This window comes from Isoptericola variabilis 225 (assembly GCF_000215105.1).
Classification (GTDB): Bacteria; Actinomycetota; Actinomycetes; order Actinomycetales; family Cellulomonadaceae; genus Isoptericola; species Isoptericola variabilis_A.
In genome coordinates this window covers 2442120-2467271 of sequence record NC_015588.1, presented here as the reverse complement: position 1 = coordinate 2467271, position 25152 = coordinate 2442120, and the positions used below count along the sequence as shown (strand labels likewise).

Here is a 25152-nt window from a genome sequence, read left to right as displayed (position 1 = left end):
CCCTGATGTCCCACCTGCGCTTCGTCGGCCTCCGGCTGGCCTCGCTCCTCGGCCTGCTGTGGTTCCTGTCGCTCGTGCTGTTCGTCCTGCAGGAGGTCTCCGGGGCGGACCCGGTCGCCGCCACCATCGGCGGCAACGCGCCGCCGGAGGCGGTCGCGGCCGCCCGCGCGCGGCTCGGGCTGGACGATCCGGCCCCGCAGCGGTATCTCGTGTTCCTGGCCGGGCTCGCCAGCGGGGACCTGGGCACGTCGTTCCGCACGCGCCGCCCCGTGACCGAGGACCTCATGGCCTACCTGCCCGCCACGGTCGAGCTCGTGCTCGTGGCGTTCGTGATCGCCCTGCTGCTCGGCGTGGTGTTCGCGGTCTCGAGCATGCTGCGCTGGCCGCTGTCGGCGGTCTTCCGCGGCCTGCTCTTCGTCGGCTCCACCGCACCGACGTTCATGCTCGGCATCGTCGGGCTCATCGTGTTCTACAAGCTGTTGGGCTGGCTGCCGGCCTCGGGAAGGGGCGGCGTCGAGGACGGCCCCACGGGACTGACGATCCTCGACAGCCTGCTGGCCGGCGACCTGCCGGCCACCGGCGACGCGCTGGCCCACATCACCCTGCCCGCCCTGGCCCTGGCCGTCGGGCCGGCGCTCGCCGTGGGACGCGTGCTGCGCTCCAGCCTCACCGACACCCTGCGCTCCGACCACGTCCGCACCGCCACCGCCAAGGGACTGACCGAGGCCCAGGTGCTGGGACGGCACGTGCTGCGCAACTCCCTCAACGCGGCGCTGTCGATGAGCGCCCTGCAGCTCGGCTTCATGTTCGGTGGCGTGCTCCTCATCGAGGGCGTCTTCACCTGGGGCGGCCTGGGCTCCTACCTCGGGGCCAGCCTGCCCGTCTCCGACTTCCCGGCCATCGCCGGCGTCACCTTCGTCCTCGGCGGCCTGTACGTCGTGGTGAACACCGTCGCGGACGTCCTGCAGTCCGTCGCCGACCCGCGCATCTCCGTCTCCTGAGGACCCGCACATGCACCTTCGCACCGCTCGCCGCACCAGGGCCGGGTCGCACCGGTTGGTGCCCGTCGCCGGACCTGCGCTCGCCACGACGACCCTCATCACGCTCCTGGCCGGTGGTTGCGCGGCGCCCGGCACGACGGCGTCCGGCGTCCCCACCGGCGCGGGCGCGGCCACTGTCCGGCTCGCCGAGACGGGGGACTACGACACCCTCAACCCGCTCGAGTACCCGCTCGGCATCACCTCGAAGCTCTACGACGGACTCGTCGCGGTCGGCGCGGACGGTGTCCTCGAGCCCGGCCTGGCCGCCGCGATGCCGGTGCCCGACGCCGACCTCACCTCGTGGACGGTCACGCTGCGCGAGGGCGTCACCTTCAGCGACGGCTCGGTGTTCGACGCCCACGACGTCGTCGCGGCGTTCGACGCGGTGCGGGACCCGGACATGGGGTCCTGGATGGCGGCGGACTACGCGATGATCGACGCGGTCACCGCCGTCGACGCCACGACGGTGCGATTCGACCTGGCCCACCCGTACGCGGGGCTGCCCGCCCGCCTGACGCTGGGCATCCCCGCCTCCGAGGCCTTGGGCGACAGCGTCGTCGACTCCCCGCTCGCGACCACGCCCGTCGGGACCGGGCCGTACGTGCTGGCCGAGTGGCGCAGGGGCGACTCCATGACCCTGCAGGCGCGCGAGGACTGGTGGGGCGGCACCCCCGAGGTGCAGACCATCCACCTGGCGTTCGTGGCCGACGAGAACGCCCGGGCCCAGCGGGTCCGCTCCGGCGAGGTCGACGGCGCCCAGCTCTCGCCGCGCACCGCGGCCCAGCTCGACGGCGTGGACGGGCTCGAGCTCGTGACCAACCCGTCCGCCGACTACCGGGCGATCTCGCTGCCCGTCACCCTGCCGTTCTTCGCGGACCCCGCCGTGCGCGTGGCCCTGAACCTCGCCACCGACCGGCAGGCGATGATCGACGGCATCCTGGCGGGCCACGGCGTCGCCGTCGCGGGCCCCTTCACACCCGCGCAGGGGGACGCCTACGACCCGTCAGCCACGTTCGAGCACGACCCCGAGGCCGCCGCGGCCCTACTCGACAAGGCCGGATGGACGATCGGCGCGGACGGGGTGCGCGCCAAGGACGGCGTGCCGTTCGCCTTCACCGTCATGTACTTCGCCGAGGACACCCTGCGTCGCGACGTCGCGCAGGCCTTCGCCTCCGACCTGGCGCCGCTCGGGATCGAGGTCTCGCTCGAGGGAGTGGACCGCCCGTACGCGGTGACCGCGATGGACGAGAAGGCCTTCGTGCTCGGCGGCGGCGACATGCCGTACGACCCCGACGCCCAGGCCTACCGCCAGCTGCACTCCGACTTCGCCGTCTTCGACGAGGACGACGCCTACTCCAACCCCTCCGGGTACGCCGACCCGCGGGTCGACCGGCTGCTGGAGGCGGCCCGCGCCGAGGCGGACCCCGCCGCCCGCGCCGCGCTGTACCGCCAGGTCCAGCGGCGGCTCGTGGACAACCCCCCGATGGTGGCGGTCTTCGCGCTCGAGCACACCTACGTCGCCCGCGGGCTGGACGCGTGGGACGGCCTGGACCACGTCCTGGAGCCGCACTCGCACGGCGTCGCCTGGGGCCCGTGGTTCAACGTCCACGAGTGGAGACGGCCATGAGCGCCGTCGTCGCCGGTGCCGGGACGCGCGGCCGACGGGCACGGCAGGAACTCCCGCGCCCGGCCGCCATGCTCCGCCTCGCCGGGCGCAGGCTGGCCTGGGCCGCGCCGCTCGTCGCACTCCTCAGCCTCGGCGTGTTCGCCCTGGCGGCAGCCTCTCCCACGGACGCCGCCTCGGCGTTCCTGGGCGCCAACGACGAGTTCACCGGGGGCGCGGCCCGCGACCACGTCGAGCGCGCGGTGGCCGGCTCGCACTGGCTGCACGCCTGGTGGCAGTGGGTCACCGGGCTGGTCGCCGGCGACCTCGGCGCCTCGACGTCCGGCCGCGCACCCGTCGCCGACGTCGTGACCGCGCGCCTGCCCTGGACGCTCCTGCTCATGGTGGCCGGCCTCGCCGTCGGGGCCGCGGTCTCCGTGCCGCTCGCGCTCGCGGCCGCGCTGCGCCCGCACGGCATCGTCGCCGCCGCGCTGACCGGCGGCATGTGGGCGCTGTCGGCGGTCCCGGCATTCCTCTCCGCCATGGTCCTCATGGGGCTGCTGTCCCTCGCGCTCGGATGGTTCCCCGCCGGCGGCCTGACGGACCCGGGGTCCCCCGTCACCACGGCGCAGGTGGCTCGCCACCTCGTGCTCCCGGTGCTGGCCGTGGCCCTGTCGCAGCTGCCCTGGATCACCCTGCACCTGCACCGCGCGATGACGGTGCAGCTGCGCACCCCCGCCACGGACGCGGCCCGGTTGCGCGGCGTCGCCGAGTGGCGGGTGCTGCTGCGGCACGTCCTGCCCGGCGCAGCCGTGCCCACGCTGGGGATCGCCGGCGCCCGCCTGCCGGAGGTGGTGGCCGGGTCCGTGCTGGTGGAGGAGATCTTCTCCTGGCCTGGCCTGGGCCGCGCGCTCGTCCAGGCCGCCCTCGCCCAGGACTTCGCGCTGCTGGCCACGTCCACCGTGCTGCTGACCGTCCTCGCCATCCTCGGTGGGCTGCTCGCCGACCTGGGCCTCCTCGCCATCGACCCGAGGACGGACCCTCATGCGCTCTGACACCATCGAGGCCGCCGTGCTGGGCGCTGCCGTGCGCCGTCAGCCGCGCCGGGCCCTCGCGCTCGCCGGCTTGCTGCTGCTCCTCGGCTACGCCCTGCTGGTGCCCCAACTCGTACCGGTGGACCTGGACCACGTCGACTACGCCACCGGCGCGACCGCTCCCTCCTGGAGACACCCTTTCGGCACGGACCTGGCGGGCCGTGACCTGTTCGTCCGCTCCGCGCACGGGCTGCGCATCTCGCTCATCGCGGCTCTGGCCGGCGCCCTGGGGGCCGTCGTCGTCGGGACCCTCGCCGGGTCGACGTGCGCGCTGCTCGGCGGCCGCGTCGACCGGTGGGGCATGCGGGTGGTCGACGGCGTGAACGCCGTCCCGCACCTGCTGCTCGGCATCGTCGTCGCCTCCGCGCTGCGCGGGTCCTTCGCCACGATCGTCCTGGTCGTCGCCGTGACCCACTGGACCCAGACCGCCCGGCTGGTCCGCGCCGAGCTGCTCGCGCTGGGCACGCAGGACTTCTACCGGGCGGCCGTCTCCCTCGGCCTCACCCGCGGCCAGCTGCTCCGCCACCACGCCGGGCCACGGCTGGCCACGCAGCTCGCCGTCGCGTTCGGCCTCCTCGTGCCGCACGCCGTGTGGCACGAGTCCACCCTGACCTTCCTGGGTCTGGGGCTGCCTCCGCACGAGCCCTCCCTCGGCGTGCTCCTGGACCTGGGCCAGCAGGCGCTGCTCTCCGGGGATTGGTGGACGCTCGCCGCGCCCGCCGGTCTGCTCGTCGCCGTCACCGTCTGCCTCGCGGCCTGCCTCGCCGGCCCGGATGCCGACCGCAAGGAGAGCCACCATGTCTGAGCCGTCCGCCGACCGGCCGCACCGGCACGAGTCCGCCTCGGTCACGGTGCGCGACCTGAGCGTCATCCACGGGAGCACCACGGTGCTGCACGGCGTCGACCTGGACCTGGAGCCCGGGCACGTGCACGTGCTCCTCGGCGCCTCGGGCGCCGGGAAGTCGACGGTCGTCTCGGCGCTCACGGGCATGCTGCCGGCCGGCTCCCGCGCGACCGGCACTGCCCTCCTGCGGGTCGGCGACCGCACCCTCGACCTGCTCACCGCCTCCCCGCGCGTCCAGCGGCGACGGCTGCGCGGACGGGTCGTGGGCACCGCTCCGCAGGGCGCCGGCGGGATCTTCACCCCGACGTCGACGGTCGGGGCGCAGCTGCGCGAGGCCCAGCGGGTGGCAGGCCATCGCCGGGTGCGCCTCGGCGCCGCGCACCCGCACCTGCCGACCGGTGCGGAGCGACAGCTGGTGGACCTGGCCCACGCCGCCGGCGTGGACCCGGCCTGGCTCGCGCGCTACCCGCACCAGCTCTCGGGCGGTCAGCTGGCACGGCTCGGCCTCGTGGCGGCCATGGTCAACCACCCGCCCGTGCTGCTCGCCGACGAGCCGACCGCCGGGCTCGACGCGGACGCCTCACGCACGGTCGGGCTGCTCCTCGCCGCGTACGCGCAGGCCGGCCACAGCGTCCTGGTCATCACGCACGACGTCGCGCTGGCCCGCCAGGTCGCGCACACCGTCACGCGGGTCGCCGCGGGCCGCGTCGCCGCGCAGGGCACTCCCGAGGACGTCCTGCCCGGGGTCGCTCGCCCGCCCCGGCGCGCCCGCTCCGCAAGCACCGGCGCACCCGCGCTGGCCGCCCACGGGGTCGCCGCCGCTCGGGGCGCGCACGCGGTCCTGGCACCGCTGAACCTCGCCGTCCGGGCGGGCGAGGTGGTGGGGCTGACCGGCCCGTCCGGCGTGGGCAAGTCGACGGCCGCCGCCATCCTGGCGCAGCTGGAGGCGCCTGCCGCCGGCCACATCACGCTCGCCGGGCAGCGGGTGGCAGGCGCGGGTCTCGCGCTGCCGCCGGCCCAGCGGCGTCGCGTGGCCTGGGTGTCGCAGCACCCGCGCACGGCCGTCGACGCCCGCATGACGCTCCGCCGGGCGATCGAGCTCCCGGCACGGCTCGCCGGCACCCTCGTCGACGACGGCACGGACCTCGCCGCGGACCTCGCCGCCCGGGTCGGGCTGGACCGCACGCTGCTGGGTCGCCGCCCGCACCAGGTCTCGGGCGGCGAGCTGCAGCGCGCCGTCCTCGCCCGGGCGCTGGCGGTGCGCCCCGAGTACCTCGTGCTCGACGAGGCCACGTCCATGCTCGACGAGGCCACGGCGGCGGAGGTCCTCGGCCTCGTCGGGCGCGTCGCCGCCGGCGGCACCGGCGTGCTGCTGGTCAGCCACGACGTCACCGCGCTCCGCGCCGTCTGCGACCGCGTGCTGGAGCTGCGGCCCTCCGACGGCGGCGCCGTGCTCACCCCGCTGGACGATCCCGGTTCCGAGCTCGTCCCCACCCGTCCCGGACCGACCCTGGAGACCACATGCACCTGACCCCGTCCGACCAGGAGAAGCTGCTGCTGAGCGTGGCGGGCATGGTGGCCCGTGACCGCCTCGCCCGCGGCGTGCGCCTCAACCACCCCGAGACCGTCGCGCTGCTGGCCACCTGGGTGATCGAGAGGGCCCGCGAGGGAGCGACCGTCGCGCAGCTCATGGAGTCCGGCCGCGAGGTCCTGACCCGCGAGGACGTCATGCCGGGCGTCGCCGAGCTGCTGCCCGACGTGCAAGTCGAGGCGACGTTCCCCGACGGGCGCAAGCTCGTCACCATCCACCACCCCATCGCCTGACCCGACCCCGACGTCGCCGTCTGATCCCCGTCGTCTGATCCCAGGAGAACCATGGCCAGCCACGCCACCACCGGCCCGGGTGCGGTCCGCGTCGCCGAGGGCACCGTCGCGCTCAACGCCGACCGCGCCCCGCACGAGCGCATCGAGCTCGTCGTGCTGAACACGGGCGACCGTCCCGTCCAGATCGGCTCCCACCTGCACCTGCCGGACGCCAACCCGGCCCTGGAGCTCGATCGTGACGCCGCCCACGGGTTCCGCCTCGACGTGCCGGCCGGCACCTCCCAGCGCTTCGAGCCCGGCGCCTCCCGCACCGTCACCGCCGTCACGCTGCGCGGCCAGCGCCGCGTGCCCGGCATCCGCCGCGCCAAGACCGACGGCGGGGCGCTCGGCGACGTCGCGGTCCCCGACGACGCCACCGCGGTCGGGCGGCCCGTCCCGGCCCTCGTCATCCCGCGCGAGCGGTACGCCGCCCTCTACGGTCCGACCGTCGGCGATCAGCTGCGCCTGGGTGACACCGATCTGTGGATCGAGGTGGAGGAAGACCGCACCGCCGGCGGCGACGAGGCGGTGTTCGGCGGTGGCAAGTCGATCCGTGAGTCGATGCTCCAGGGCTCGACGACCCGCGCCGAGGGCGCGCCGGACACGGTCATCACCAACGTCGTCATCCTGGACTGGTGGGGCGTGGTCCGCGCCGACGTCGGCATCCGCGACGGACGCATCGTCGCGCTCGGCAAGGCCGGGAACCCGGACGTCGCCGACGGCGTGCACCCCGCGCTGCACATCGGCCCGTCCACGGACGTGATCAGCGGCGAGGGTCGGATCCTGACCGCCGGCGGGTTCGACGCGCACGTCCACCTCATCTCCCCGTCCCAGCTCGTTGAGGCCCTCGCCACCGGGATCACCACCGTGGCCGGCGGCGGGACGGGACCCTCGGAAGGGACGAAGGCCACCACCGTCACCCCGGGCGCATGGCACCTGCGCACCATCCACCGCAGCCTGGACCACGTGCCCCTGAACGTCCTGCTGCTGGCCAAGGGCAACACCGTCAGCGGCGAGGCCCTCGCGGAGCAGGCACTGGCAGGCGCCGGCGGGTACAAGGTGCACGAGGACTGGGGCTCCACCCCGGCCGCGCTCGACGCCGCCCTCGGCGCGGCTCGGGACTGGGGGCTGCAGGTCGCCCTGCACTCCGACTCCCTGAACGAGGCCGGCTTCCTGGAGTCGACGGTCTCGGCGATCGGGGGCCGGTCCATCCACGCGTTCCACACCGAGGGCGCCGGCGGCGGTCACGCCCCCGACATCATGCGGCTGGCCGGCGAACCCTACGTGCTGCCCGGCTCCACCAACCCCACGCTGCCGCACACCCGCAACACCGTGGATGAGCACCTCGACATGCTCATGGTCTGCCACCACCTGAATCCCCGCGTGCCCGAGGACCTCGCGTTCGCCGAGTCCCGGATCCGCGCAACCACGATCGCGGCGGAGGACGTGCTGCACGACATGGGCGCGATCTCCATGACGTCCTCGGACGCCCAGGCGATGGGCCGCATCGGCGAGGTCATCACCCGCACCTGGCAGGTCGCCCACGTCATGAAGCACCGCCGGGGCCCCTTGTCCAGCGGGCTGCCGGCCGACAACGAGCGCGCTCGCCGGTACGTCGCCAAGTACACGATCAACCCAGCGGTCGCCCACGGCGTCGACTCCGAGATCGGCTCGGTCGAGGTCGGCAAGCTGGCCGACCTCGTGCTGTGGGACCCGCGCTTCTTCGGTGTGCGCCCCGCGGTCGTGCTCAAGGGCGGCGCCCTGGTGTGGGGCGCGCTCGGCGACCCCAACGCGTCGATCCCGTCGCCCCAGCCCGTGCTGCAGCGCCCGGCGCTCGCCGACGCCGTCGGCGCGGACGTGTCCGTGTCCTTCGTGGCACCGCGGGCGCTGGAGGAGGGGCTGGCCGAGGAGCTGGGGCTGCGCCGCCGCCTCGTCGGCGTCGCCGACACCCGCGCCGTCGGCAAGGCGCACATGAAGAACAACGACGTGTGCCCCCACATCGACATCGACCCGGAGACCTTCCGGATCGACGTCGACGGCGAGCGCGTCGAGCCCGCCCCGGTCGACGAGGTGCCCCTGGGGCAGCTCTACTCGATGTTCTGAGGCGGACTGCGATGCTCCACCTCGACGACGACGCCGGACCCAATCCCGGGCGCACGGCGGGACGGGTGCCCGCGACCGGCGCCCCGTCGGCGCTGCTGCTGGTCCTGCTCGCCGACGCCCGCCTGCCCTCCGGCGGGCACACCCAGTCCGGTGGTCTCGAGCCCGCCGTGCGCGCCGGGGTGCCGCCGGCCGACGTCCCGGCCTACCTGCGCGCCCGGCTGCGGACGGTCACGGCAGTGGAGGCGGGCACGGCGGTGGTCGCGCGCGCCGCGGCCGCGGCGGGGGAGGACCTCGGCACCGTCGACGCCGCGTGGGCCGCCCGCACGCCGTCGCCCGCGCTGCGCGCCAACGCCCGCCGCCTGGGCCGCGGGTACCTTCGGGTCGCCCGCACGCTCTGGCCGGTGTCCGCCTCCCCGGCCGAAGCGGCTCGGCATGATCCGCTCGACGACGTCCGCGCCCGGGCATGGGCGCGGCCGGTGGTGCTGGGGGCGCTGGCCCACCGGGCCGGGCTGGGTGCCTGCGACCTCGCCCGGCTCGTCGGCTACGACGACGTCCAGACCGTGGTCTCGGCCCTGCTCAAGCTCGAGCCGGCGGATCCGCTGGAGACCACAGCGATCGTGCGCGACCTGCTGCCCGAGGTCGAGGCGCTGGCCACGCACGTGGCCCCCCTGCGGCGCCCCGAGGACATCCCTGCGGGCGGCGCACCCCTCGTCGAACGGTGGGCCGAGTCCCACGCAACCACGACAGAAAGGCTGTTCAGTGCCTGAGAACTCCATCACCGCCGCGACACCGACCGCGGCATCGGCCCCCCAGCCGGTCCGCGCGATGCGCCTGGGCGTCGCCGGGCCCGTCGGGACGGGCAAGAGCTCGCTCATCGCGACGCTGTGCCGCCGCCTGGCCCACCAGGTCTCCCTGGCCGTGGTCACCAACGACATCTACACGGACGAGGACGCGCGCTTCCTGAAGTCGGCGGGCGTCCTGGACCCCGAGCGGATCCGTCCGGTCGAGACCGGCGCCTGCCCGCACACCGCGATCCGCGACGACGTCACCGCGAACCTGCTCGCGGCCGAGGACCTCGAGGCGGACTTCGCCCCGCTCGACCTGGTCGTCATCGAGTCCGGGGGCGACAACCTCACCGCGACCTTCTCGCCGGCCCTGGTGGACGCCCAGCTGTTCGTGCTCGACGTCGCCGGAGGCGGCGACGTCGTGCGCAAGGGAGGACCGGGCATCGCCCGCGCCGACCTGCTGGTCGTCAACAAGACCGACCTCGGCCCGCACGTGGGCGTCGACGTGGACCGGATGGTGCGTGAGGGCCGGGAGGCCCGCGACGGCCGCCCCGTGGTGGCACTCTCGCGGCACGACGAGGCGTCCGTGGACATGCTCGTGGCCTGGGTCCTCGGCACGCTCGCCACGTACCGCACGGGCGCCCACGTGGCGGTCGACCCCGGCCCGATGGCGCCGCACTTCCACGCCGACGAGGGCCACCCGGACGGCGGGTTCGTGCACGACCACGCCGCCGACGAGGGCGCCGCGCACCAGCACGCGCCGGCAGGAAGCGGGCGGTACGCGTGACCCGCATCGCCGTCGCTCCGGCACCGGGGCGGTCGGTGCTCCGGGTGCGCTCGGACCGGCTCGCGGTTCGGGTCCTGCACCAGGACCAGGACGGGGCACGGGTAGCCCTGGTGGCGAACGGCGCGCTGCTGCTGGCCGGGGACGCCGTGGAGATCGAGGTCGACGTCGCCGAGGGCGCCTGGCTGGAGATCGTCGAGACCACGGGCACCGTGGCGTACGGGGGAGCGGCCGCGTCACGCTGGGACGTCGACGTCCGACTCGGCGAGGCGGCGACGCTCGTCTGGGACGCCCTGCCGTTCGTCGTGTCCGACGGGGCCCGCACGCACCGCCGGACCGACGTGCACCTGGGGGAGAGCGCGCGGGCGCTGCTCCGCGAGACCTTCGTCCTGGGCCGCGCCCGCCAGGCCGGCGGCGACCTGTGGACACACTCGCTGGTCCAGGACGCCGGAGGACCGCTGCACGTCGAGGAGCTCGACCTGTCCGGCCAGGTGCGCGGGCTGCCTGGCGTCCTCGCCGTGCACGGTTCCCCGGGCCTCGTGGACGGCGGCCCGGCGGCGTCGATCCGTGCCCCGCGGACACTGTCCGTCCTGGACACGGTGCTGGCGCTCGGCTGGCGGCCCGCCGCCGTGCCCGGCACCCCACCCGCCCCGGCGACGTCGACCGGCCAGGACGCCTCCGCGACCTGCTTCGAGCTGGACCGGCCCGGGACCGTGCTGCGCTGGCTCGGCACGGAGCTGCACGAGGACACGATCGGCGACCGGTACCTCGCGCTGTGGGAACGCGAGCTGACCGACGAGCGCCGCCGGACGGGCGCCAGTGTCGGACCGGCGTCGCCCGCACTCGTCCCGGTGCCGGCCTGACCCGGCCGCACGGCACCTGCTCCGGGTCGGCCCCGCCGCCTCCCCACCCACAGCAATTCCGTCAGAGGAGAAACATGACGACCAGCGTCGCAGGATTCGCCAGCGTCACAGGCAGCGTCGGAGTCAAGACCGGCGTACCCGACGTCAGCGTGGTGCACGCGGCAGGACCGACGACCTCGGCCGCCGTCTTCACCCGATCGAGGTTCGCGGGCCCCAGCGTGCGCCTCAGCCGCGAGGGGGAGACGGACGGCCTGCGCGCCGTCGTGGTCGTGTCCGGCAACGCCAACGTCGCCACCGGCGCGCGAGGCCTGGCTGACGCGCGCGAGCTGCGGGCGTGGGCCGCGGAGCGAGCGGGGTGCGAGCCCGCGCAGGTGCTCGTCGCCTCGACCGGCGTCATCGGCGTCCCCTACCCGATCGAGACCATGCGTGAGCGCCTGGCCACGCTGCCGGCGTCCGCTCCTGTCGACCTGGATGCCGTCGCACGGGCCATCATGACGACGGACACTCACCCGAAGGTGGTGTCCAGACGCGTGGGCGGGGCGGTGATCGTCGGGATCGCCAAGGGCGTCGGCATGATCGAGCCGAACATGGCGACGATGCTGTCGTTCGTCTACACCGACGCCGAGGTCCCCGCCGCAGAGCTCGACCGTGTCTTCCGCTCGGTCGTCGAACGGACCTACAACGCGGTCAGCGTCGACACCGACACCTCCACCTCCGACACCGCCGCCGTGGTGGCCTCCGGTCTGGCGGGTCCGGTCGACCTGGCCGGCTTCGAGGCGGCGCTGCTCGACGTGTGCACCGAGCTGGTCAAGATGATCGCCTCCGACGGTGAGGGCGCCTCGAGGCTCATCGAGGTGCGCGTCACCGGTGCCCGCGACGACGTGCAGGCCAAGCTCGTGGGCAAGGCCGTCGTCAACTCACCCCTCGTCAAGACCGCCGTGCACGGCGCCGACCCGAACTGGGGCCGGGTCGCCATGGCCGTCGGCAAGTGCGAGTCGGAGACGGACATCCACGAGGAGAACGTCCGCATCGCCTTCGGCGGCCTGGAGACCTTCCCCACGCTGCCCACGCCGGAGCGCCGGAGCGAGCTCGAGCAGTACCTCAAGAGCGACTCCGTGCTCATCGAGGTCGACCTCGGCATCGCCACCGGCGCCTTCACCGTCTACGGGTGCGACCTCACCGACGGATACATCCGCATCAACGCGGACTACACGACCTAGCGGACGTACGGGTCTACCGGGCAGGTCCGGCGGAGTTCGACAGAACCGCCGTACGGCCGGGGCGTCGACGCCGCGACGCTGCCCGGGTGCTGCCGTCTTCGTCGATGCCGCCGTGCCATCCCCAGGAGACGACGCGGTCGTCGGTCCTCGTCGTGCGTCAACATCCGTGCGCCGGTGCGGTGACCGGCCGGCAGTCTCCCCGACGCTCGCCACGAGCCTTCGAGCGTGGCACGCGAGGACCGACGCCTTCGCCCGTTCGGACGGGACGCCGCGCGCGCAGCGGAGCCTGCGTAGGCTTGCCGAGCAGCATTCCGCGTGCTGACACCCCTGTCCGACAGGTGGATTCCAGCGGTCGTCGCAACACATGTGTCGGCGGTGGTGCTAGCGGCCGGTGATCGCTGGGTGGGCCGGCTTTGCGGTGGTGGTGATGTCGACGTCCCCGACGGCGGGTAGTGCGTGACGGAGGTCGTGCGCGGCGGCAGCTGTCGCCTGGTCGGCCATCGTGATCGTCATGTCGGGATCGAGGCAGACGCGGGCTTGGATTGCGAGGCGGTGGCCGGTCCAGCGCAGGCGGACGTCGGTGACGTGTTCGATGCCGGCGGTGCGCTCAAGGGTGTGGCGGGCGCGTTGGGTGAGGTCGGGGTCGACGCCGTCGAGGAGGCGTCGTCCGACGTCCCGTGCGGTGCCCCAGAGCAGGACGAGGATCGCGGCGGTGATGAGCATGCCGACGATCGGGTCGGCGAGCGGGAAGCCGGCCCAGACCCCGATCACGCCGAGGACGACGGCGAGGGAGGTGAAGCCGTCGGCGCGTGCGTGCACGCCGTCGGCGAGGAGCGCTGCGGAGCCGATGCGCCGGCCGACGCGGATGCGGTAGACCGCGACGGCCTCGTTGCCCGCGAACCCGATGACGCCGGCGGCGAGCACCCAGCCGAGGTTGTCCAGGGGTTGTGGTACGGCCAGGCGGCGCACGGACTCGACGCCGGCGACGATGGCTGACAAGGCGATCATCGCGACGATGAACAGCCCGGCCAGGTCCTCGACGCGCCCGAACCCGTAGGTGTAGCGGTTGGTCGCGGCGCGCCGGCCCAGGACGAACGCGATCCACAAGGGGATGGCGGTCAAGGCATCGGAGAAGTTGTGGATCGTGTCCGCGAGCAGTGCGACCGACCCGCTGATCGCGACGATCGCGAGCTGGGCGGCCGCAGTAAGACCGAGCACGACGAGGCTGATCTTGACCGCCCGGATGCCCTGGCCGCTGGCTTCGAGGGCGTCGTCGATCGAGTCGGCGGCGTCGTGGGAATGGGGCACGAACACCTCGTGCAGCCAGCCCTTGAGCCCGCTGGGGTGGTCGTGGCCATGGTCGTCGGCGTGGCCGTCCTGGCGGTGGTCATGGCGGTGCTCGGGGTGCGCTGCTGGGTCGGTGTGCGGGTGGCGGTGGGGCGCGGTCATGACGCGTCCCCGTCGCGGCTCGGGTGTGCCCCGTGATGGGCGGGCGGGTCGTCGACGGCGTGCTGGGCCTGGAACACCGCCTGCGTCACGAGGTTGCGCGCGTGCTCGTCCACCAGGGAGTAGAACACCCGCGTCCCGTCTTGGCGCGTGCGAACGATACGGCCCCAGCGCAGCTTCGCCAGGTGTTGCGAGACCGCGGTCGGGGACTTGCCGACCGTCTCGGCCAGGGCGCTGACCGACTGCTCGCCCTCGCCCAACGCCAGGATGATCCGCACTCGCGTCGCGTCCGCAAGGAGCGAGAACACCTCGGCCGCGAGCTCGACGTACTGGCTGCCGACTCCGAACGAACAGCCCTGCATATCTGCGCGCATGCGTAGACAATAGCGCTACGTCGTCAGCAGCCGCTGTCCCAGGCGACTGATCGGCGCCTCTCGACCGGCAAGGTCGTCATGGCCTGCACGAGCGCGTCGCGGAGGTCGCGGCGGACGGGTCCCCGGGTGGGGCACAAGCATGAGGATCCCGGACGCGCGCTCGCGACGTGCGCCATGAGCAGGAAGTATGCCTCCCGCCCACGCTCGAGCTTCTTCCTGCCTCCCGTGCGCAGGGGCCCGATCTCGAAGTCCATCGCATCCCCGAACGTCGGGTGTTTTGCGACGACCGCTAGAACTCACAGAAGTTGGTGGGACCCTTCGCGAACCGGGGGCTCTCCAGGTCGGAAGGCCCAAGGGGGAGACCCGGGCCAAGGGATTGTGCGGTAGCACCGCTCCGCCGCCGTGGCGGGTACGCGGGACCAGGCTGACAGGGAAGGCCCGCCGGTCCGACGCCGCGCGACCGGTACGAGCAGCGCCTCTAATGGCAGTGGCACGCAGGGCACGACGCCCAGGGTCCGCCTCAGAGTCTGCGGAATTCCCCGCCTCCAGCCGATGCCGGCAAGTGCTGGGACTTCTGACACCATGCCGAGGTAGCGCAGGACTCCGCGAGGTAGCACGGCCTCACGCTCGATCCCGAGCGTGGGGCCGTGCTCGTGCGCTGCTTCGCTCCGCGGGGCGCTACGTCGGCGAAGAACGCGCTACGTCGGCGAGTGGTGCGCTACCTCGCGGTCACTTGGCGAGGTAGCCGCCGTCGACGGGGTAGTAGGCGCCCGTGGCGAAGGACGCCGCGTCGCTCGCGAGCCAGGCGACGAGCTCGGCGACCTCCTCGGGCTCGCCGAGCCGCTGGAGCGCGTGCTGCGACGTGAGGTAGCCCAGGGCGTCGTCGTCGAGGCTCTTCTCGACGAGCGGCGTCCGGATGAACCCGGGGCCGACGGCGTTGACGCGGATCCCGTCGCCGGCGTGCTCCCACGCGGCGGCCTTGGTGAGCCCGACGACGCCGTGCTTGGCCGCGACGTAGGCGCTCGAGCCGGCGAAGCCGACCGAGCCGAGGATCGACGCCATGTTGACGATCGAGCCGCCGCCGTTCTCCTTCATCGCCCGGATCGCCGCGCGCTGGGTGTAGAAGACGCCGTCGAGGTTGACCTTGATGACCTTCTGCCAGCCGCCGTCGGTGTACTCGCCCGACGGCGCGGAGTCGCCGCCGATCCCCGCGTTGGCCACGACGACGTCGACGCGCCCGAGCGACGAGACGACGTCGGACATCGCGGCGTCGACGGCATCGCTGTCGGTGACGTCGACGGACGCGGTGTGCGTGCGGTGGCCGTGGGTGGCGATCTCGTCGGCGGCGGTCGACGTCGCGGACTCGTCGATGTCCCAGATCGAGACGTCCGCCCCCGAGCGTGCCAGCGCGTGCGCGCACGCGAGCCCGATGCCCGAGGCGCCGCCGGTCACGACGGCCACCTTTCCGTCCAGCTCGTAGTTGATCATGCTGCGGTCTCCCGTCGATGGTCGGTCGGTCCTTCCACCGTCCGGGTCCGCGGCGCGACCCACAACCGCTACGCCGGCGGGCGCCGCAGCACGGCGTCGACGACGGTCTGGTAGGTCGGGCGCGGGTCGGTCGGGTCGTGGCGCGCGATGGCGTGAAGGAGCATCCCCTCGGACGCGGCGGCGACGGTGAACGCCGCGGCCTGCGGGTCGCGAGCGCCGAGCCGCTCGAACAGCTGCTCGCTCCAGGCCATCAGCAGCTCGCGGCCGCGCTGCGCCCGCTCGCGCAGGGCCTCGTCGTGGCTGGCCTCGAGGAACAGCACCAGCCGGGCCGTCGTCGCGACCCGGTGGGGACCGGTCATCCAGGCGAACGTCGAGCACAGCAGGTCGACGAGCTCGTCCGCGTCCCGAGGCTCCGGGGCCGAGGCGACGCCCGCCAGGTCGCGCGCCGCCAGCTCGTCCGAGACGCCGGTGAGCAGCGCGGCGCGCGTCCGGAACCAGTTCGACGTCGAGCCCTTGGGCAGGCCGGCCCGCTCGTCGACGCGCGCGTGGGTCAGCGCTCGTAGGCCCGAGGTCCCGAGCAGCTCGATCGCGGCGTCGAGCGCGCGGGCTCGCGTGGTGGGTGCGTCCGGCACGCCCGCACCCTATCCGAGTCGAGGGGTGAATTACTACAGGAGTAGTAGACGGGCTACTACGGCAGTAGTAGGTTGCCGTCATGGACGACGTCGACCGCACCTACGCCGACACAGCCGTGAAGCCGAGCTGGCCTGAGCTTCCGGGCGTGACGCACCGGTTCGTCGACCTGCCGGGAATTCGCATGCACGTCGTGACGGCGGGCCCGGGTCTCGCGACGACGACCGCACGGCCCGTGCTGCTGCTCCACGGCGTCCCCGAGCACTGGTGGCAGTGGCGCACGATGATCCCCGCTCTCGCGGCGGACCGTCTCGTCGTCGTACCCGATCTGCGCGGGGCCGGCTGGACGGACGCCCCGGAGGGGTCGTACCGGGCGACACGATCTCCGACCTGGAGACTCTCGACGGGTACGAGGAGCACGCGGACGACCTGACGCTGAAGGTCGTCGAGGGTGCCGGCCACTTCCTGCCCGAGGAGGTGCCCGACGTCGTCGTCGCGCATGCTCAGGAGCTCTTCGCCCGCGTCACCTAGGCCACCTAGCGGCGAGGAGACGACGACGGCGGGCCACCCGGGAGGGTGACCCGCCGTCGTGCGAGGGAGAGGACGCCGGGCGTCAGCTCGCGCCGAGGATGTCGACGACGAAGACGAGCGGCGAGTTCGGCGGGATCGACCCGTCGGGCGTGCCCTGCTCGCCGTACGCGAGGTCGGACGGGATGACCAGGAGCACCTGGCTGCCGACCGTCTGGCCGGCGATGCCCTGCGTCCAGCCCGGGATGACCATCTGCAGCGAGAACGACGTCGGGGAGCCGCGCTCCCACGAGGAGTCGAAGACCTGGCCGTCGAGCGTCCAGCCGGTGTAGTGCGCGATGACCGACTGCTCCTCCGTCACCTCGGGCCCGTCGCCCTTGATGAGGGTCTGGACGACGAGCTCGCCGGGAGCCTCGTAGCCCTCGGGGATCTCGACGGACGGCTCGCCGTTCTCGCCCAGCGTGACCGTCGGCAGGCCCTCGGCAGGCTCGACCGCCTCGCCCTCGGCGCGCGACGGCACCTCCTGGGTGTCGGTGATCTCGACGAGGTTGAGCACCGTGGCCGGGTTGCCCTCGGCGTCGGCCGACGGGTTCGCCAGCAGGATGCGCGTGCCGACCTTCTGGCCCTCGAGCGGCTGGGTCAGCAGGTCGTACTGGGCGTCGCCCAGCAGGAACGTCTCGGGCGTGCCGTTCTCCCACGAGGAGCCCAGGCGCGTGCCGTCGCCCTGGTAGGCGACGAACTCCATGGTGACCTGGTTGCCCGCGACGAGCTCGGCGCCGTCGCCCTCGTCCACGACCCGCGACGTCGGCACGGAGACCTCGAGCGGCGCCTCGAAGACCAGCTCGGGCTCGGCGCCCGCGTCGCCGGAGACCTCGACGGCCTCGAGCGCGGTGACGTCCTCGGCCGTCGGGGTGGGGGCGTCGGTCGCGGCCGTCGACGACGGCGACTCGGAGGGCGCGTCGCTCGCGCCGTCGTCGCTCGAGCAGGCGGTGAGTGCCAGAGCGACGCTCACGGCGAGCGCGGCCACGCCGGCGGAGGTGCGGTGCTTCACGGAGAGGTCCTTCGGTCGGGGGGCGATCCCGGCCACTGTAGCGGTCCCGGCTGGGGGAGCCGTCCAGGTTCGCGGACAATGGGCACATGCCCTCCCGTCGACCCTCACGCAAGCGGCCCTGGAGCGCCGAGCACCAGCCCCTCGACCTCGACCGCGCTCTCGGCGGCGTGCGGCACGTCTCGGCCGACGACGGCGAGTGGACCGTCCGGCGGCTCACCCGCGGCGAGAAGTCCTACCGGTGCCCCGCGTGCAACCAGGACATCCCGCCCGGCACGCCGCACGTCGTCGCGTGGGCGCGGGACGCCGTCGGGGGAGAGGCGGCGGGCCTCGAGGACCGCCGGCACTGGCACTCCTCGTGCTGGGACCGGCGCTCGCGCCTGCGCTGACGGCTCCGGGCGGCCGCGTCTCCCCGGGCCGGTCCCCGGCCTGCCGACTAGGCTCGGAGGCGATGAACGACGACGCCACGACCGGCCACCAGATCCGCTCGACGACCGTGCTGCCCGCCCGGCGCGAGGACGTCGAGCTGCACACCGCCGACGGGCTGACCCTCGTCGGCGAGCTCGCGCTGCCCGCCGAGAAGGACCCCGCGGCCACGCTGCTCACGTTCCACCCGCTGCCGACGCACGGCGGCTACATGGACTCGCACGTCTACCGCAAGGCCGCCTGGCGGCTGCCGGCGCTCGCGGACCTGGCCGTCCTGCGGTTCAACACGCGCGGCACGTCCTCGCCGCGCGGGACGTCCGAGGGCGAGTTCGACGGCGGTGAGGCGGAGCGGTACGACGTCGCCGCCGCGATCGAGCTCGCCGAGTTCCGCGAGCTGCCGCGACCGTGGCTCGTCGGCTGGTCCTTCGGCACCGAGCTCGTGCTCAAGCACGGGGCGGACCCGAGCATCGAGGGCGGGATCCTGCTGTCGCCGCCGCTGCACCGCGCGACCGACGCGGACCTCGACCGGTGGGCCGAGTTCGGGCGCCCGCTCGTCGTGCTCGTGCCCGAGCACGACGACTACCTGCAGCCCGCCGAGGCGCGCCGCCGCTTCGCGCGCGTCCCGCAGGCCGAGGTCATCGGGGTCGACGGCGCGAAGCACCTGTGGGTCGGCGAGCCCGCCGTGCGCCGCGTCCTCGACGAGATCGTGCAGCACGTCCTGCCGGGCCACGCGCCGCTGCCGACGCACTGGGACGGCCCCGTCGAGCGCGCACCGGAGGCGATGACGCCGACCACCTGACTCCCCGGGGCCCGGCCCCACGGACCCCGTCCACCGCCACGACCGGAAGGACGACGATGACCACCACACCGACCCTGGCGACCTACGCCTTGCGCGACGGCGCGGGCGTCCCCCTCGTTCTGCTGCACGGATTCCCGCTGGACCATCGGATGTGGGTGGCCACCGCCCAGGCGCTCCCCGAGGGGATCCGTACCATCGGCGTCGACCTTCCCGGCCAGGGGCACAGCGACGTCGGCGGGCTGCCCGAGAGCCTCGACGACGCGGCCGAGGCCGTCTACCGCACGCTGCGCGACCAGGGCGAGGGCAACGCCGTCGTCGCCGGGCTCTCCATGGGCGGGTACGTGGCGCTCGCGCTCGCCGAGCGGCACCCCGGGTTCGTGCACGGCATCGGGCTCGTCGACACCAAGTCCACCGCGGACTCCGAGGAAGCCCGGGCGAACCGGCTCCGGATCGCCGACGAGGCCGTGAACGACCAGACGATCGCGCCCGTCCTCAGCATGCCGGCCAAGCTCCTCGGTCCGACGAGCATCCTCGAGCGGCGGAACCTCTTCCCGGCCGTGGAGGCGTGGATCCGCGCGCAGTCGCCGACCGGCGTCGCGTGGGCGCAGCGCGCGATGGCCGCCCGGCCCGACCGCACCCGCGTGCTCGAGGAGTACGACGGGCCGGTCGCCGTCGTCGTCGGCGCGGAGGACAAGATCACGCCGCTCGCCGAGGCCGAGCACATGGTGCACGCGGCCCGCGACGCGACCCTGACGGTGGTGCCCAACGCCGGGCACATGAGCGCCGTCGAGGAGCCGGCGGCGGTGGCCGCCGCTCTCGCGCGGCTCCACCGCCGCGTCACGCACCGCGCCTGAGCGCCACCCCTGACGTGTCAGAAGGCTGGTGGGCCTGAGCCCACCAGCCTTCTGACAGCGTTCCGACGACGAAGGGGTCAGGCCTGGGTGCGCGCCGGCCGGCTCTGGTCGGCCTCGTCGGCCGAGGGCTCGTCCGCCACGACCTCGGCCTCCGCCGGCTCCTCGGCCTCCACGGTGACCGGCTCGGTCTCGTCCTCGACGTCGAGCTCCTCGGGCTCCACGACGACGTCGTCCGCAGCCTCCCCGGCCGGCGCGGGCTCGTCGGGCGTCGCCGCCTCGGGAGCGGCCTCGACCTGCTGTGCCGCCTCCTGGGGGAGGACCGTCGCGACCGTGTGGCCGGCCGCGACCGCCTCCGGCTGGCGCTTCTCGGCGCCGAGGAGGTTGCGCAGCTCCTCGAGGTAGGAGTTGACCGAGTCGTGCCGGCGCGTGAGGTCCTCGAGCTGGCGCTGCGCCGTCGTGCGCTGCTGCTCGGCCTCGATGCGGGCGTCGTTGACGGTCTGGTCGGCGAACTCGCGCGCCTCGGCGACGATGCGGTCCGCGGTGCGCCGCGCGTCGGCGACGAGCTCCTTGACGTACGCGTCGGACTCCGCGCGCACCTTCTCGGCCTGCTGGAGGGCGATCGCGACGCGCTTCTCCGCCTCGGCCGCGTGCTCCTCCGCCGTGCGGATGAGGTGCTCGGTCTCCTGACGCGTCGTCTCGTGCCGCTGGGCGGCCTCCTGCTCGACCAGCTCGCGCTTCTGCGCGACCTCGAGCTCGGCGTCGGCGAGCGTGCGGCGCGCCTGCTCGCGCAGCTGCTCGAGCTCGCTCGTCACGGCGTTCGCGGCCTCCGCCGCCTGGTGCTTGGCCTCGGCGATGATGCGGGCTGCCTCGCGGCGCGTGCGCTCGAGCAGGTCGTTCGACTCGCGCTCGGCCTCCTCGCGCAGCGCCGCCGACTCCGCGGCGGCCTGGGCGCGCATCTGTGCCGTGTCGCGCTCGGCGGCCACGCGCATCTCCGTGACCTCGCGCTCGACGGTCGCGCGCAGCACGCCCAGCTCGCGGTCGAGCGACGACCGGCGCTCGTTCTCCTCGGCGGCCACGGTGCTCGTGATGAGGGCGGCCTGGCGCTCCGCCGAGCCGACGAGCTCCTCGGCGCGGCGCTGCGCGGCCTGGAGCGTGCCCTCCGCCTCGGCCGTGGTCGTGGTGCGGATCTCCTCGGCCTCGCGCCGCGCGCTGCCGAGCATCTCGGCGACCTCGGCCTCGGCGCGCGAGCGCACCTGGCCGGCCGACAGCTTGGCGCGGGCCATGATGTCCGCGGCCTGCTGGTTCGCCTGGGTCAGCACCTCGGCGGACTGCTCCTCCGCCGAGCGCAGCAGCCGCTCGACGCGCGCGCCGAGCCCCGCGTACGAGGGCTTCTCGTTCTCCCGGAGCTGCCGCTGCACCTGCGCGAGCTCGGAGGACAGCTGCATGGCCCGCTGGTCGGTGGCCGCGACGTTGCGGCGGGCCTCCTCCAGCGCGCGCTCGAGACGGGCGATCTGGTTCTCGACCGCGGCGCGGTCGTACCCGCGCATGGTGATCGGGAAGAGCGTGCGCTCGTCGGACACGTGAAGACCTCCGTCTGTCGTAGGCGCCCTGGCCACGCCAGGATAGTGGTGCGGCACCGGTACCGATACTCGAGACATTGCACGCGTAGCGGGACGAACGGGCGGAAGCGGTCCGGGGTGAGAGCGGCCCCCGGCGCGTCCGGCGTGTTCGCGGGCTCGCGGTACCCGAGTCGTGAAGGGTTCGTGACGGATCGCCGCCGAGGCCCCCGCATGGACGGACGTCGGCGCTACATCCCTATCCTGGAATGTCCGCGTCGAAGGGAAGCTTGGTGCTGCAACGCATTCTGGGCGTCGTCCTGGTCCTGCTGGGTCTGGTCGGCATCGCCCTCGGAGTCGCGTCCGCCACGGTCTGGAAGGACCCCGACACGGTGGTCGCCACGGCCCGTCCCGCAGGGGACGGCACGATGGTGGTCACCGACCCCGGGGTCCTCGACCTGGTCGACGGCGACGTGACGATCACCGCCACGGTGCCCGCCGAGCAGACGGTCACGCTCGCGATCGGTCACGACGTCGACGTCCTCGGGTGGGTCGGCCAGGACCCGTACACGCGGGTGACGGGGCTGTCCGACTGGGAGACCCTCGCGACGCGTGCCGTCGCCCCGGAGGCCGAGGAGCCGGCCGAGGGCGAGGAGGCACCCGCCGAGGAAGAGCCGGCCGCCGCGCCCGACCCGGCCGGGTCCGACATGTGGGTCCAGGAGGCCACCGACACGGGCAGCGTCACGCTCCGCTGGAGCGACCGGCCCGGCCGGTGGATGCTGCTGGCGGCCGGCGCCGGCGAGAACGCCCAGGCGCCGACGATCGAGCTCACGTGGCCGCGCACCGTCACGACCCCCTACCTGTGGCCCGGCGTGGGCGGCGGCGCGTTCCTCGTGCTCGCCGGCCTGGCGCTGCTCCTGACGGCCCGACGCCGGTCCAAGCTCGCCGCGGCCCGCTCCGACTCCGAGGGCCATGCCCCGGAGGCCGACGAGCGGACCCCCGCGTGGGCGCCCGAGGCCCTCGGCTCGCCGGCCGACCCCGCGGTCACGCCCGACCGCGCGGAGGCGACGGCCGAGCACGCCGACGCCGAGCACGCCGACGCCGAGCCGGCGTCGCCCGCGCCGGCCGAGGCCGGGACCGACCCCGTACCCGTCGTGGGGCGCTTCGCGCGCCGGTCGCGCCGCGAGCGCCGCACCGCCACGGCGGCCGAGCCCGGGACCACCGAGACCGCCGCGAACCCCGCCGCCACCGAGCCCGCCGCCACCGGGTCCTGGTCCGCCGAGCCCGCGCCCGGCGCTCCCGCGGCGGAGGCGCCCACCGGGGTCTTCCCACCGGTGGCCCCGCACGCGTTCCCGGCCGCGTCGAGCCCGGCCGCGTCGAGCACCGTCCCCGAGGCCCCGGCCTCGCAGGAGCCGCCGACGGTGACGACCGGTTCGCTGCCCGTGATCGACGGCCGGCCCATGACGCGGCGCGAGCTGCGCGAGCTCGAGCAGTCGCGCCGCGCCGCCGAGCAGGGCGGGGTCGGACGGCGGCTGCGGGCGCTGACCGGGTCGATCCCGGTCGTCCGCCCCCACGCGCCGACGCCGCCCCCGGCACCGCCCGTCGACGGCGAGGCTCCGGCGCCGCAGACCCGTGCGGGTCGCGCCGCGGCCTGGCGCCAGGCCTGGGGCTTCACGCCGGGCGAGACCACCGACACCGACACGACCGACGGAGGGAACCGATGAACCGCGAGGCCACGCACCGCCCGGGGCGCGGTGCCACGGTCCGCCGGCGCGGCCTGACGGCGGCGGGCGCCGTCGTCGTCGCGTCCGTCCTCCTCGCCGGCTGTGCCGAGGAGGTGCCGACGCCGCGGCCCGAGCCGGCGTCCGAGGGTCCGGCGCTGAGCCAGGACCAGGAGGCCGCCGTCCTCGAGCAGGTCGGTGCGGTGCTCGGTGAGGGCACGGAGTCGGGCGACCCCGCGGTGCTCAAGCCGCGCGTGACGGGCCCGGCGCTCGAGGTGCGCACGAGCCAGCTCGCCGTGGCCAAGGTCCGCGGCGACACCGACCTCGTGACCGAGATCCCGTCGTCGTACGCCCAGCTGGTGTCGCCCACCGCGACCGAGTGGCCGCGCACGGCGTACGCGATCACCGAGGCCACCGAGAACCTCGAGACGAACCGCCTCGTGGTGCTCGAGCAGGCCGACGCCCGCGCCGACTACCGCATGTGGGCGTGGGTCCAGCTCGTGCCGGGCGTGACCATGCCGGCCTTCGCCGACGCCCAGCTCGGCAGCGAGTCGGTCGCGCCCGACGACGCCTCGCTCGCCGTGACGCCCGCGGACGCGCTCGCGCGGTACGCCGACGTCCTGACCAAGGGCCCCGAGGAGTCCGAGCACGGCGACGCGTTCGACCTGCTCGACGCCGACCTCGTCAACCGGGTCCAGGCCGACGCGTCGAACCTGCGCAACAGCGACTCCTTCAAGGAGGCCGCGGGCAAGTACTCGATCTCGTTCGAGCCGCGCAAGGACGACGTCCGCGCGGTCCGGACGGCCGACGGCGGCGCGGTCGTCGTCGGCGTGGTCGTCGGCTCCGAGCTCGTCCAGGCGGAGCCGGAGGCGAAGGTCCCGCCGCTCACGCGCACGCAGGAGGCGCTGCTCGACGGCAAGGAGCCGACGAACGTGCTGCGCACCGAGTACACGGACATGGTCGCGCTGTACGTGCCGCCGTCGGGCTCGGAGGACAAGATCCGCCCGCTCGGCTACTCGCACGTGGCCACCAAGGCCGCCAACGAGTGACGCCGGTCGTCCCTAGGATGACGCCATGAGCACACCGACCCCCGAGCCGACCATCAGCACGCGTGGAGCCGTCGACCTGTCGGCGCTCAACCGCCCCCAGTCGCCGCCGCCGGGCGAGCCGGGCGGTGCGCCGTCGGCGGGCGGCTACGTGCTGGACCTGACGGACACCAACTTCCAGCAGGTGGTGCAGGACTCCACGCGGTACCCCGTCGTGGTCCTGCTGTGGATCCCCACGGACCAGGCGAACGCCGAGCTCGGCACGCTGCTCGGGCGCCTCGCCGACGAGTACGCGGGGCGCTTCCTGCTCGGTCGCGTCGACGCCCAGGCGTACCCGCAGATCGCGGCGGCCTTCCAGGTGCAGGGCGTGCCGACCGTCGTCGCCGTGCTGCAGGGCCAGCCGCTGCCGCTGTTCGCGGGCGCGGCGCCCGAGGACCAGGTCCGCGGCGTCCTGGACCAGGTGCTCGCCGCGGCCGAGCAGAACGGCATCACCGGCCGGGCGCCCGCGCAGGGCGGCGAGCAGGCCGGGGCCGAGGGCCAGGAGCCTGCGGAGGAGCCGCTGCCCCCGCTGCACCAGGAGGCGTACGACGCGATCCAGCGCGACGACCTGGACGCCGCCGTCGCCGCTTACGAGAAGGCGATCAAGCAGGACCCGAAGGACGCCGAGGCGGTCGCCGGCCTGGCGCAGGTCCGGCTCATGCAGCGCGCCCGGGGCGCCGACCTGCAGGCGGTGCGCACCGCCGCGGCGAACGCCCCGGCCGACGTCGACGCGCAGCTCGCGGTCGCCGACGTCGACATGCTCGGCGGCAAGGTCGACGACGCGTTCGCGCGCCTCCTCGACCTGCTGCCCGGGGCCGACGCCGACGGCAAGGAGAAGCTGCGCGTGCGGCTCCTCGAGTACTTCGAGGTCGTCGGCCCGACCGACCCGCGCGTCGTCAAGGCCCGCCAGCGCCTCGCCCTCAGCCTCTACTGACGAGAGGCGCCCGCCGACGGACCAGGCGGAGCGGGCCGGGTCCCGCCCCGCGCCGGTCCGCGGG

24 protein-coding genes are annotated in these 25152 nt (G+C 74.4%); 18 read left to right on the top strand and 6 right to left on the bottom strand.

Translation table 11 applies throughout. The annotated features are described in order from the left end of the window. Positions 1-5 precede the first annotated feature (5 nt). From ISOVA_RS11425 to argJ, 11 genes are all read left to right on the top strand, one after another. Positions 6-1001 carry an ABC transporter permease gene (locus ISOVA_RS11425; RefSeq protein WP_013839382.1) on the top strand — a complete coding sequence of 332 codons (996 nt, stop codon included), beginning with the start codon at positions 6-8 and terminating at the stop codon, positions 999-1001. A 10-nt stretch (positions 1002-1011) separates the two neighbouring features. Next, entirely contained in the window at positions 1012-2667 is a 1656-nt protein-coding gene (locus ISOVA_RS11420; protein ID WP_013839381.1) for an ABC transporter substrate-binding protein, read from the top strand. Beyond that, a complete protein-coding gene (locus tag ISOVA_RS11415; RefSeq protein WP_013839380.1) occupies positions 2664-3698 on the top strand; it encodes an ABC transporter permease in 1035 nt (344 codons plus the stop codon). Before ISOVA_RS11420 ends, ISOVA_RS11415 begins: the two co-directional genes overlap by 4 nt. After that, a complete protein-coding gene (locus ISOVA_RS11410; RefSeq protein ID WP_013839379.1) occupies positions 3688-4542 on the top strand; it encodes an ABC transporter permease in 855 nt (284 codons plus the stop codon). Before ISOVA_RS11415 ends, ISOVA_RS11410 begins: the two co-directional genes overlap by 11 nt. Further along, on the top strand, positions 4535-6112 hold the full coding sequence (locus ISOVA_RS11405) for an ABC transporter ATP-binding protein (RefSeq protein ID WP_013839378.1): 1578 nt from the start codon (positions 4535-4537) through the stop codon (positions 6110-6112). Before ISOVA_RS11410 ends, ISOVA_RS11405 begins: the two co-directional genes overlap by 8 nt. Further along, positions 6103-6405 (top strand): urease subunit gamma, encoded by a 303-nt coding sequence (locus ISOVA_RS11400; protein ID WP_013839377.1) that lies wholly within the window; start codon positions 6103-6105, stop codon positions 6403-6405. Before ISOVA_RS11405 ends, ISOVA_RS11400 begins: the two co-directional genes overlap by 10 nt. 51 nt (positions 6406-6456) lie before the next feature. Continuing rightward, positions 6457-8547 carry an urease subunit alpha gene (locus ISOVA_RS11395; protein WP_013839376.1) on the top strand — a complete coding sequence of 697 codons (2091 nt, stop codon included), beginning with the start codon at positions 6457-6459 and terminating at the stop codon, positions 8545-8547. 11 nt (positions 8548-8558) lie between these two features. Continuing rightward, positions 8559-9314 carry an urease accessory protein UreF gene (locus ISOVA_RS11390; protein ID WP_013839375.1) on the top strand — a complete coding sequence of 252 codons (756 nt, stop codon included), beginning with the start codon at positions 8559-8561 and terminating at the stop codon, positions 9312-9314. Further along, positions 9307-10119 carry an urease accessory protein UreG gene (gene ureG, locus ISOVA_RS11385; protein WP_013839374.1) on the top strand — a complete coding sequence of 271 codons (813 nt, stop codon included), beginning with the start codon at positions 9307-9309 and terminating at the stop codon, positions 10117-10119. Before ISOVA_RS11390 ends, ureG begins: the two co-directional genes overlap by 8 nt. Continuing rightward, positions 10116-10979, top strand: a complete 864-nt coding sequence (locus tag ISOVA_RS15620) for an urease accessory protein UreD (RefSeq protein ID WP_013839373.1) — start codon at positions 10116-10118, stop codon at positions 10977-10979. The genes ureG and ISOVA_RS15620 overlap by 4 nt, the downstream gene beginning before the upstream one ends. A gap of 74 nt (positions 10980-11053) precedes the next feature. After that, on the top strand, positions 11054-12199 hold the full coding sequence (gene argJ / locus ISOVA_RS11375) for a bifunctional glutamate N-acetyltransferase/amino-acid acetyltransferase ArgJ (protein WP_013839372.1): 1146 nt from the start codon (positions 11054-11056) through the stop codon (positions 12197-12199). Positions 12200-12580: 381 nt separating this feature from the next. On the opposite strand, the gene ISOVA_RS11370 is transcribed toward argJ, so the two are convergent. The 4 genes from ISOVA_RS11370 to ISOVA_RS11350 form a co-directional block, all read right to left on the bottom strand. Beyond that, entirely contained in the window at positions 12581-13648 is a 1068-nt protein-coding gene (locus ISOVA_RS11370; protein WP_013839371.1) for a cation diffusion facilitator family transporter, read from the bottom strand. Beyond that, positions 13645-14019: an ArsR/SmtB family transcription factor gene (locus ISOVA_RS11365; RefSeq protein WP_013839370.1), complete on the bottom strand. Its 375-nt coding sequence runs from the start codon at positions 14017-14019 to the stop codon at positions 13645-13647. Before ISOVA_RS11365 ends, ISOVA_RS11370 begins: the two co-directional genes overlap by 4 nt. Before the next feature lie 729 nt (positions 14020-14748). Next, positions 14749-15507 carry an SDR family NAD(P)-dependent oxidoreductase gene (locus ISOVA_RS11355; protein WP_013839368.1) on the bottom strand — a complete coding sequence of 253 codons (759 nt, stop codon included), beginning with the start codon at positions 15505-15507 and terminating at the stop codon, positions 14749-14751. Between the two features lie 68 nt (positions 15508-15575). Beyond that, positions 15576-16139: a TetR/AcrR family transcriptional regulator gene (locus tag ISOVA_RS11350; RefSeq protein ID WP_013839367.1), complete on the bottom strand. Its 564-nt coding sequence runs from the start codon at positions 16137-16139 to the stop codon at positions 15576-15578. An 80-nt stretch (positions 16140-16219) separates the two neighbouring features. Here ISOVA_RS11350 and ISOVA_RS11345 point away from each other — a divergent pair, with 80 nt between their 5' ends. Next, positions 16220-16570, top strand: a complete 351-nt coding sequence (locus ISOVA_RS11345) for an alpha/beta fold hydrolase (protein ID WP_013839366.1) — start codon at positions 16220-16222, stop codon at positions 16568-16570. A gap of 180 nt (positions 16571-16750) precedes the next feature. Here the strand turns inward: ISOVA_RS11345 and ISOVA_RS11340 are convergent, their stop codons facing one another. Next, entirely contained in the window at positions 16751-17716 is a 966-nt protein-coding gene (locus ISOVA_RS11340) for an FKBP-type peptidyl-prolyl cis-trans isomerase (protein WP_013839365.1), read from the bottom strand. 86 nt (positions 17717-17802) lie between these two features. Here ISOVA_RS11340 and ISOVA_RS11335 point away from each other — a divergent pair, with 86 nt between their 5' ends. The 3 genes from ISOVA_RS11335 to ISOVA_RS11325 all read left to right on the top strand — a co-directional run bounded on the left by ISOVA_RS11335 (position 17803) and on the right by ISOVA_RS11325 (position 19792). Continuing rightward, entirely contained in the window at positions 17803-18102 is a 300-nt protein-coding gene (locus ISOVA_RS11335) for a hypothetical protein (RefSeq protein ID WP_013839364.1), read from the top strand. 62 nt (positions 18103-18164) lie between these two features. Next, entirely contained in the window at positions 18165-18938 is a 774-nt protein-coding gene (locus tag ISOVA_RS11330) for an alpha/beta hydrolase (RefSeq protein WP_013839363.1), read from the top strand. 56 nt (positions 18939-18994) lie between these two features. Then, positions 18995-19792 carry an alpha/beta fold hydrolase gene (locus ISOVA_RS11325; protein WP_013839362.1) on the top strand — a complete coding sequence of 266 codons (798 nt, stop codon included), beginning with the start codon at positions 18995-18997 and terminating at the stop codon, positions 19790-19792. Between the two features lie 77 nt (positions 19793-19869). Here ISOVA_RS11325 and ISOVA_RS11320 read toward each other — a convergent pair whose 3' ends face one another. Continuing rightward, positions 19870-21372 (bottom strand): coiled-coil domain-containing protein, encoded by a 1503-nt coding sequence (locus ISOVA_RS11320; protein WP_013839361.1) that lies wholly within the window; start codon positions 21370-21372, stop codon positions 19870-19872. Between the two features lie 269 nt (positions 21373-21641). Here ISOVA_RS11320 and ISOVA_RS15615 point away from each other — a divergent pair, with 269 nt between their 5' ends. From ISOVA_RS15615 to ISOVA_RS11305, 3 genes are read left to right on the top strand one after another with little or no spacing between them, the layout of a single operon-like run. Then, a complete protein-coding gene (locus ISOVA_RS15615) occupies positions 21642-23072 on the top strand; it encodes a hypothetical protein (protein WP_013839360.1) in 1431 nt (476 codons plus the stop codon). Then, entirely contained in the window at positions 23069-24118 is a 1050-nt protein-coding gene (locus ISOVA_RS16805) for a DUF8094 domain-containing protein (RefSeq protein ID WP_013839359.1), read from the top strand. Before ISOVA_RS15615 ends, ISOVA_RS16805 begins: the two co-directional genes overlap by 4 nt. A gap of 25 nt (positions 24119-24143) precedes the next feature. After that, positions 24144-25088 carry a tetratricopeptide repeat protein gene (locus ISOVA_RS11305; RefSeq protein WP_013839358.1) on the top strand — a complete coding sequence of 315 codons (945 nt, stop codon included), beginning with the start codon at positions 24144-24146 and terminating at the stop codon, positions 25086-25088. Positions 25089-25152 lie beyond the last annotated feature (64 nt).

Excerpts from the sequence above, each read along its gene's own strand:
- ISOVA_RS11425 (WP_013839382.1), top strand. The coding sequence starts at position 6 with ATGTCCCACCTGCGCTTCGTCGGCCTCCGGCTGGCCTCGCTCCTCGGC.
- ISOVA_RS11420 (WP_013839381.1), top strand. The coding sequence starts at position 1,012 with ATGCACCTTCGCACCGCTCGCCGCACCAGGGCCGGGTCGCACCGGTTG.
- ISOVA_RS11415 (WP_013839380.1), top strand. The coding sequence starts at position 2,664 with ATGAGCGCCGTCGTCGCCGGTGCCGGGACGCGCGGCCGACGGGCACGG.
- ISOVA_RS11410 (WP_013839379.1), top strand. The coding sequence starts at position 3,688 with ATGCGCTCTGACACCATCGAGGCCGCCGTGCTGGGCGCTGCCGTGCGC.
- ISOVA_RS11405 (WP_013839378.1), top strand. The coding sequence starts at position 4,535 with ATGTCTGAGCCGTCCGCCGACCGGCCGCACCGGCACGAGTCCGCCTCG.
- ISOVA_RS11400 (WP_013839377.1), top strand. The coding sequence starts at position 6,103 with ATGCACCTGACCCCGTCCGACCAGGAGAAGCTGCTGCTGAGCGTGGCG.
- ISOVA_RS11395 (WP_013839376.1), top strand. The coding sequence starts at position 6,457 with ATGGCCAGCCACGCCACCACCGGCCCGGGTGCGGTCCGCGTCGCCGAG.
- ISOVA_RS11390 (WP_013839375.1), top strand. The coding sequence starts at position 8,559 with ATGCTCCACCTCGACGACGACGCCGGACCCAATCCCGGGCGCACGGCG.
- argJ (WP_013839372.1), top strand. The coding sequence starts at position 11,054 with ATGACGACCAGCGTCGCAGGATTCGCCAGCGTCACAGGCAGCGTCGGA.
- ISOVA_RS11370 (WP_013839371.1), bottom strand. The coding sequence starts at position 13,648 with ATGACCGCGCCCCACCGCCACCCGCACACCGACCCAGCAGCGCACCCC.
- ISOVA_RS11365 (WP_013839370.1), bottom strand. The coding sequence starts at position 14,019 with ATGCGCGCAGATATGCAGGGCTGTTCGTTCGGAGTCGGCAGCCAGTAC.
- ISOVA_RS11355 (WP_013839368.1), bottom strand. The coding sequence starts at position 15,507 with ATGATCAACTACGAGCTGGACGGAAAGGTGGCCGTCGTGACCGGCGGC.
- ISOVA_RS11345 (WP_013839366.1), top strand. The coding sequence starts at position 16,220 with ATGGACGACGTCGACCGCACCTACGCCGACACAGCCGTGAAGCCGAGC.
- ISOVA_RS11335 (WP_013839364.1), top strand. The coding sequence starts at position 17,803 with ATGCCCTCCCGTCGACCCTCACGCAAGCGGCCCTGGAGCGCCGAGCAC.
- ISOVA_RS11330 (WP_013839363.1), top strand. The coding sequence starts at position 18,165 with ATGAACGACGACGCCACGACCGGCCACCAGATCCGCTCGACGACCGTG.
- ISOVA_RS11325 (WP_013839362.1), top strand. The coding sequence starts at position 18,995 with ATGACCACCACACCGACCCTGGCGACCTACGCCTTGCGCGACGGCGCG.
- ISOVA_RS16805 (WP_013839359.1), top strand. The coding sequence starts at position 23,069 with ATGAACCGCGAGGCCACGCACCGCCCGGGGCGCGGTGCCACGGTCCGC.
- ISOVA_RS11305 (WP_013839358.1), top strand. The coding sequence starts at position 24,144 with ATGAGCACACCGACCCCCGAGCCGACCATCAGCACGCGTGGAGCCGTC.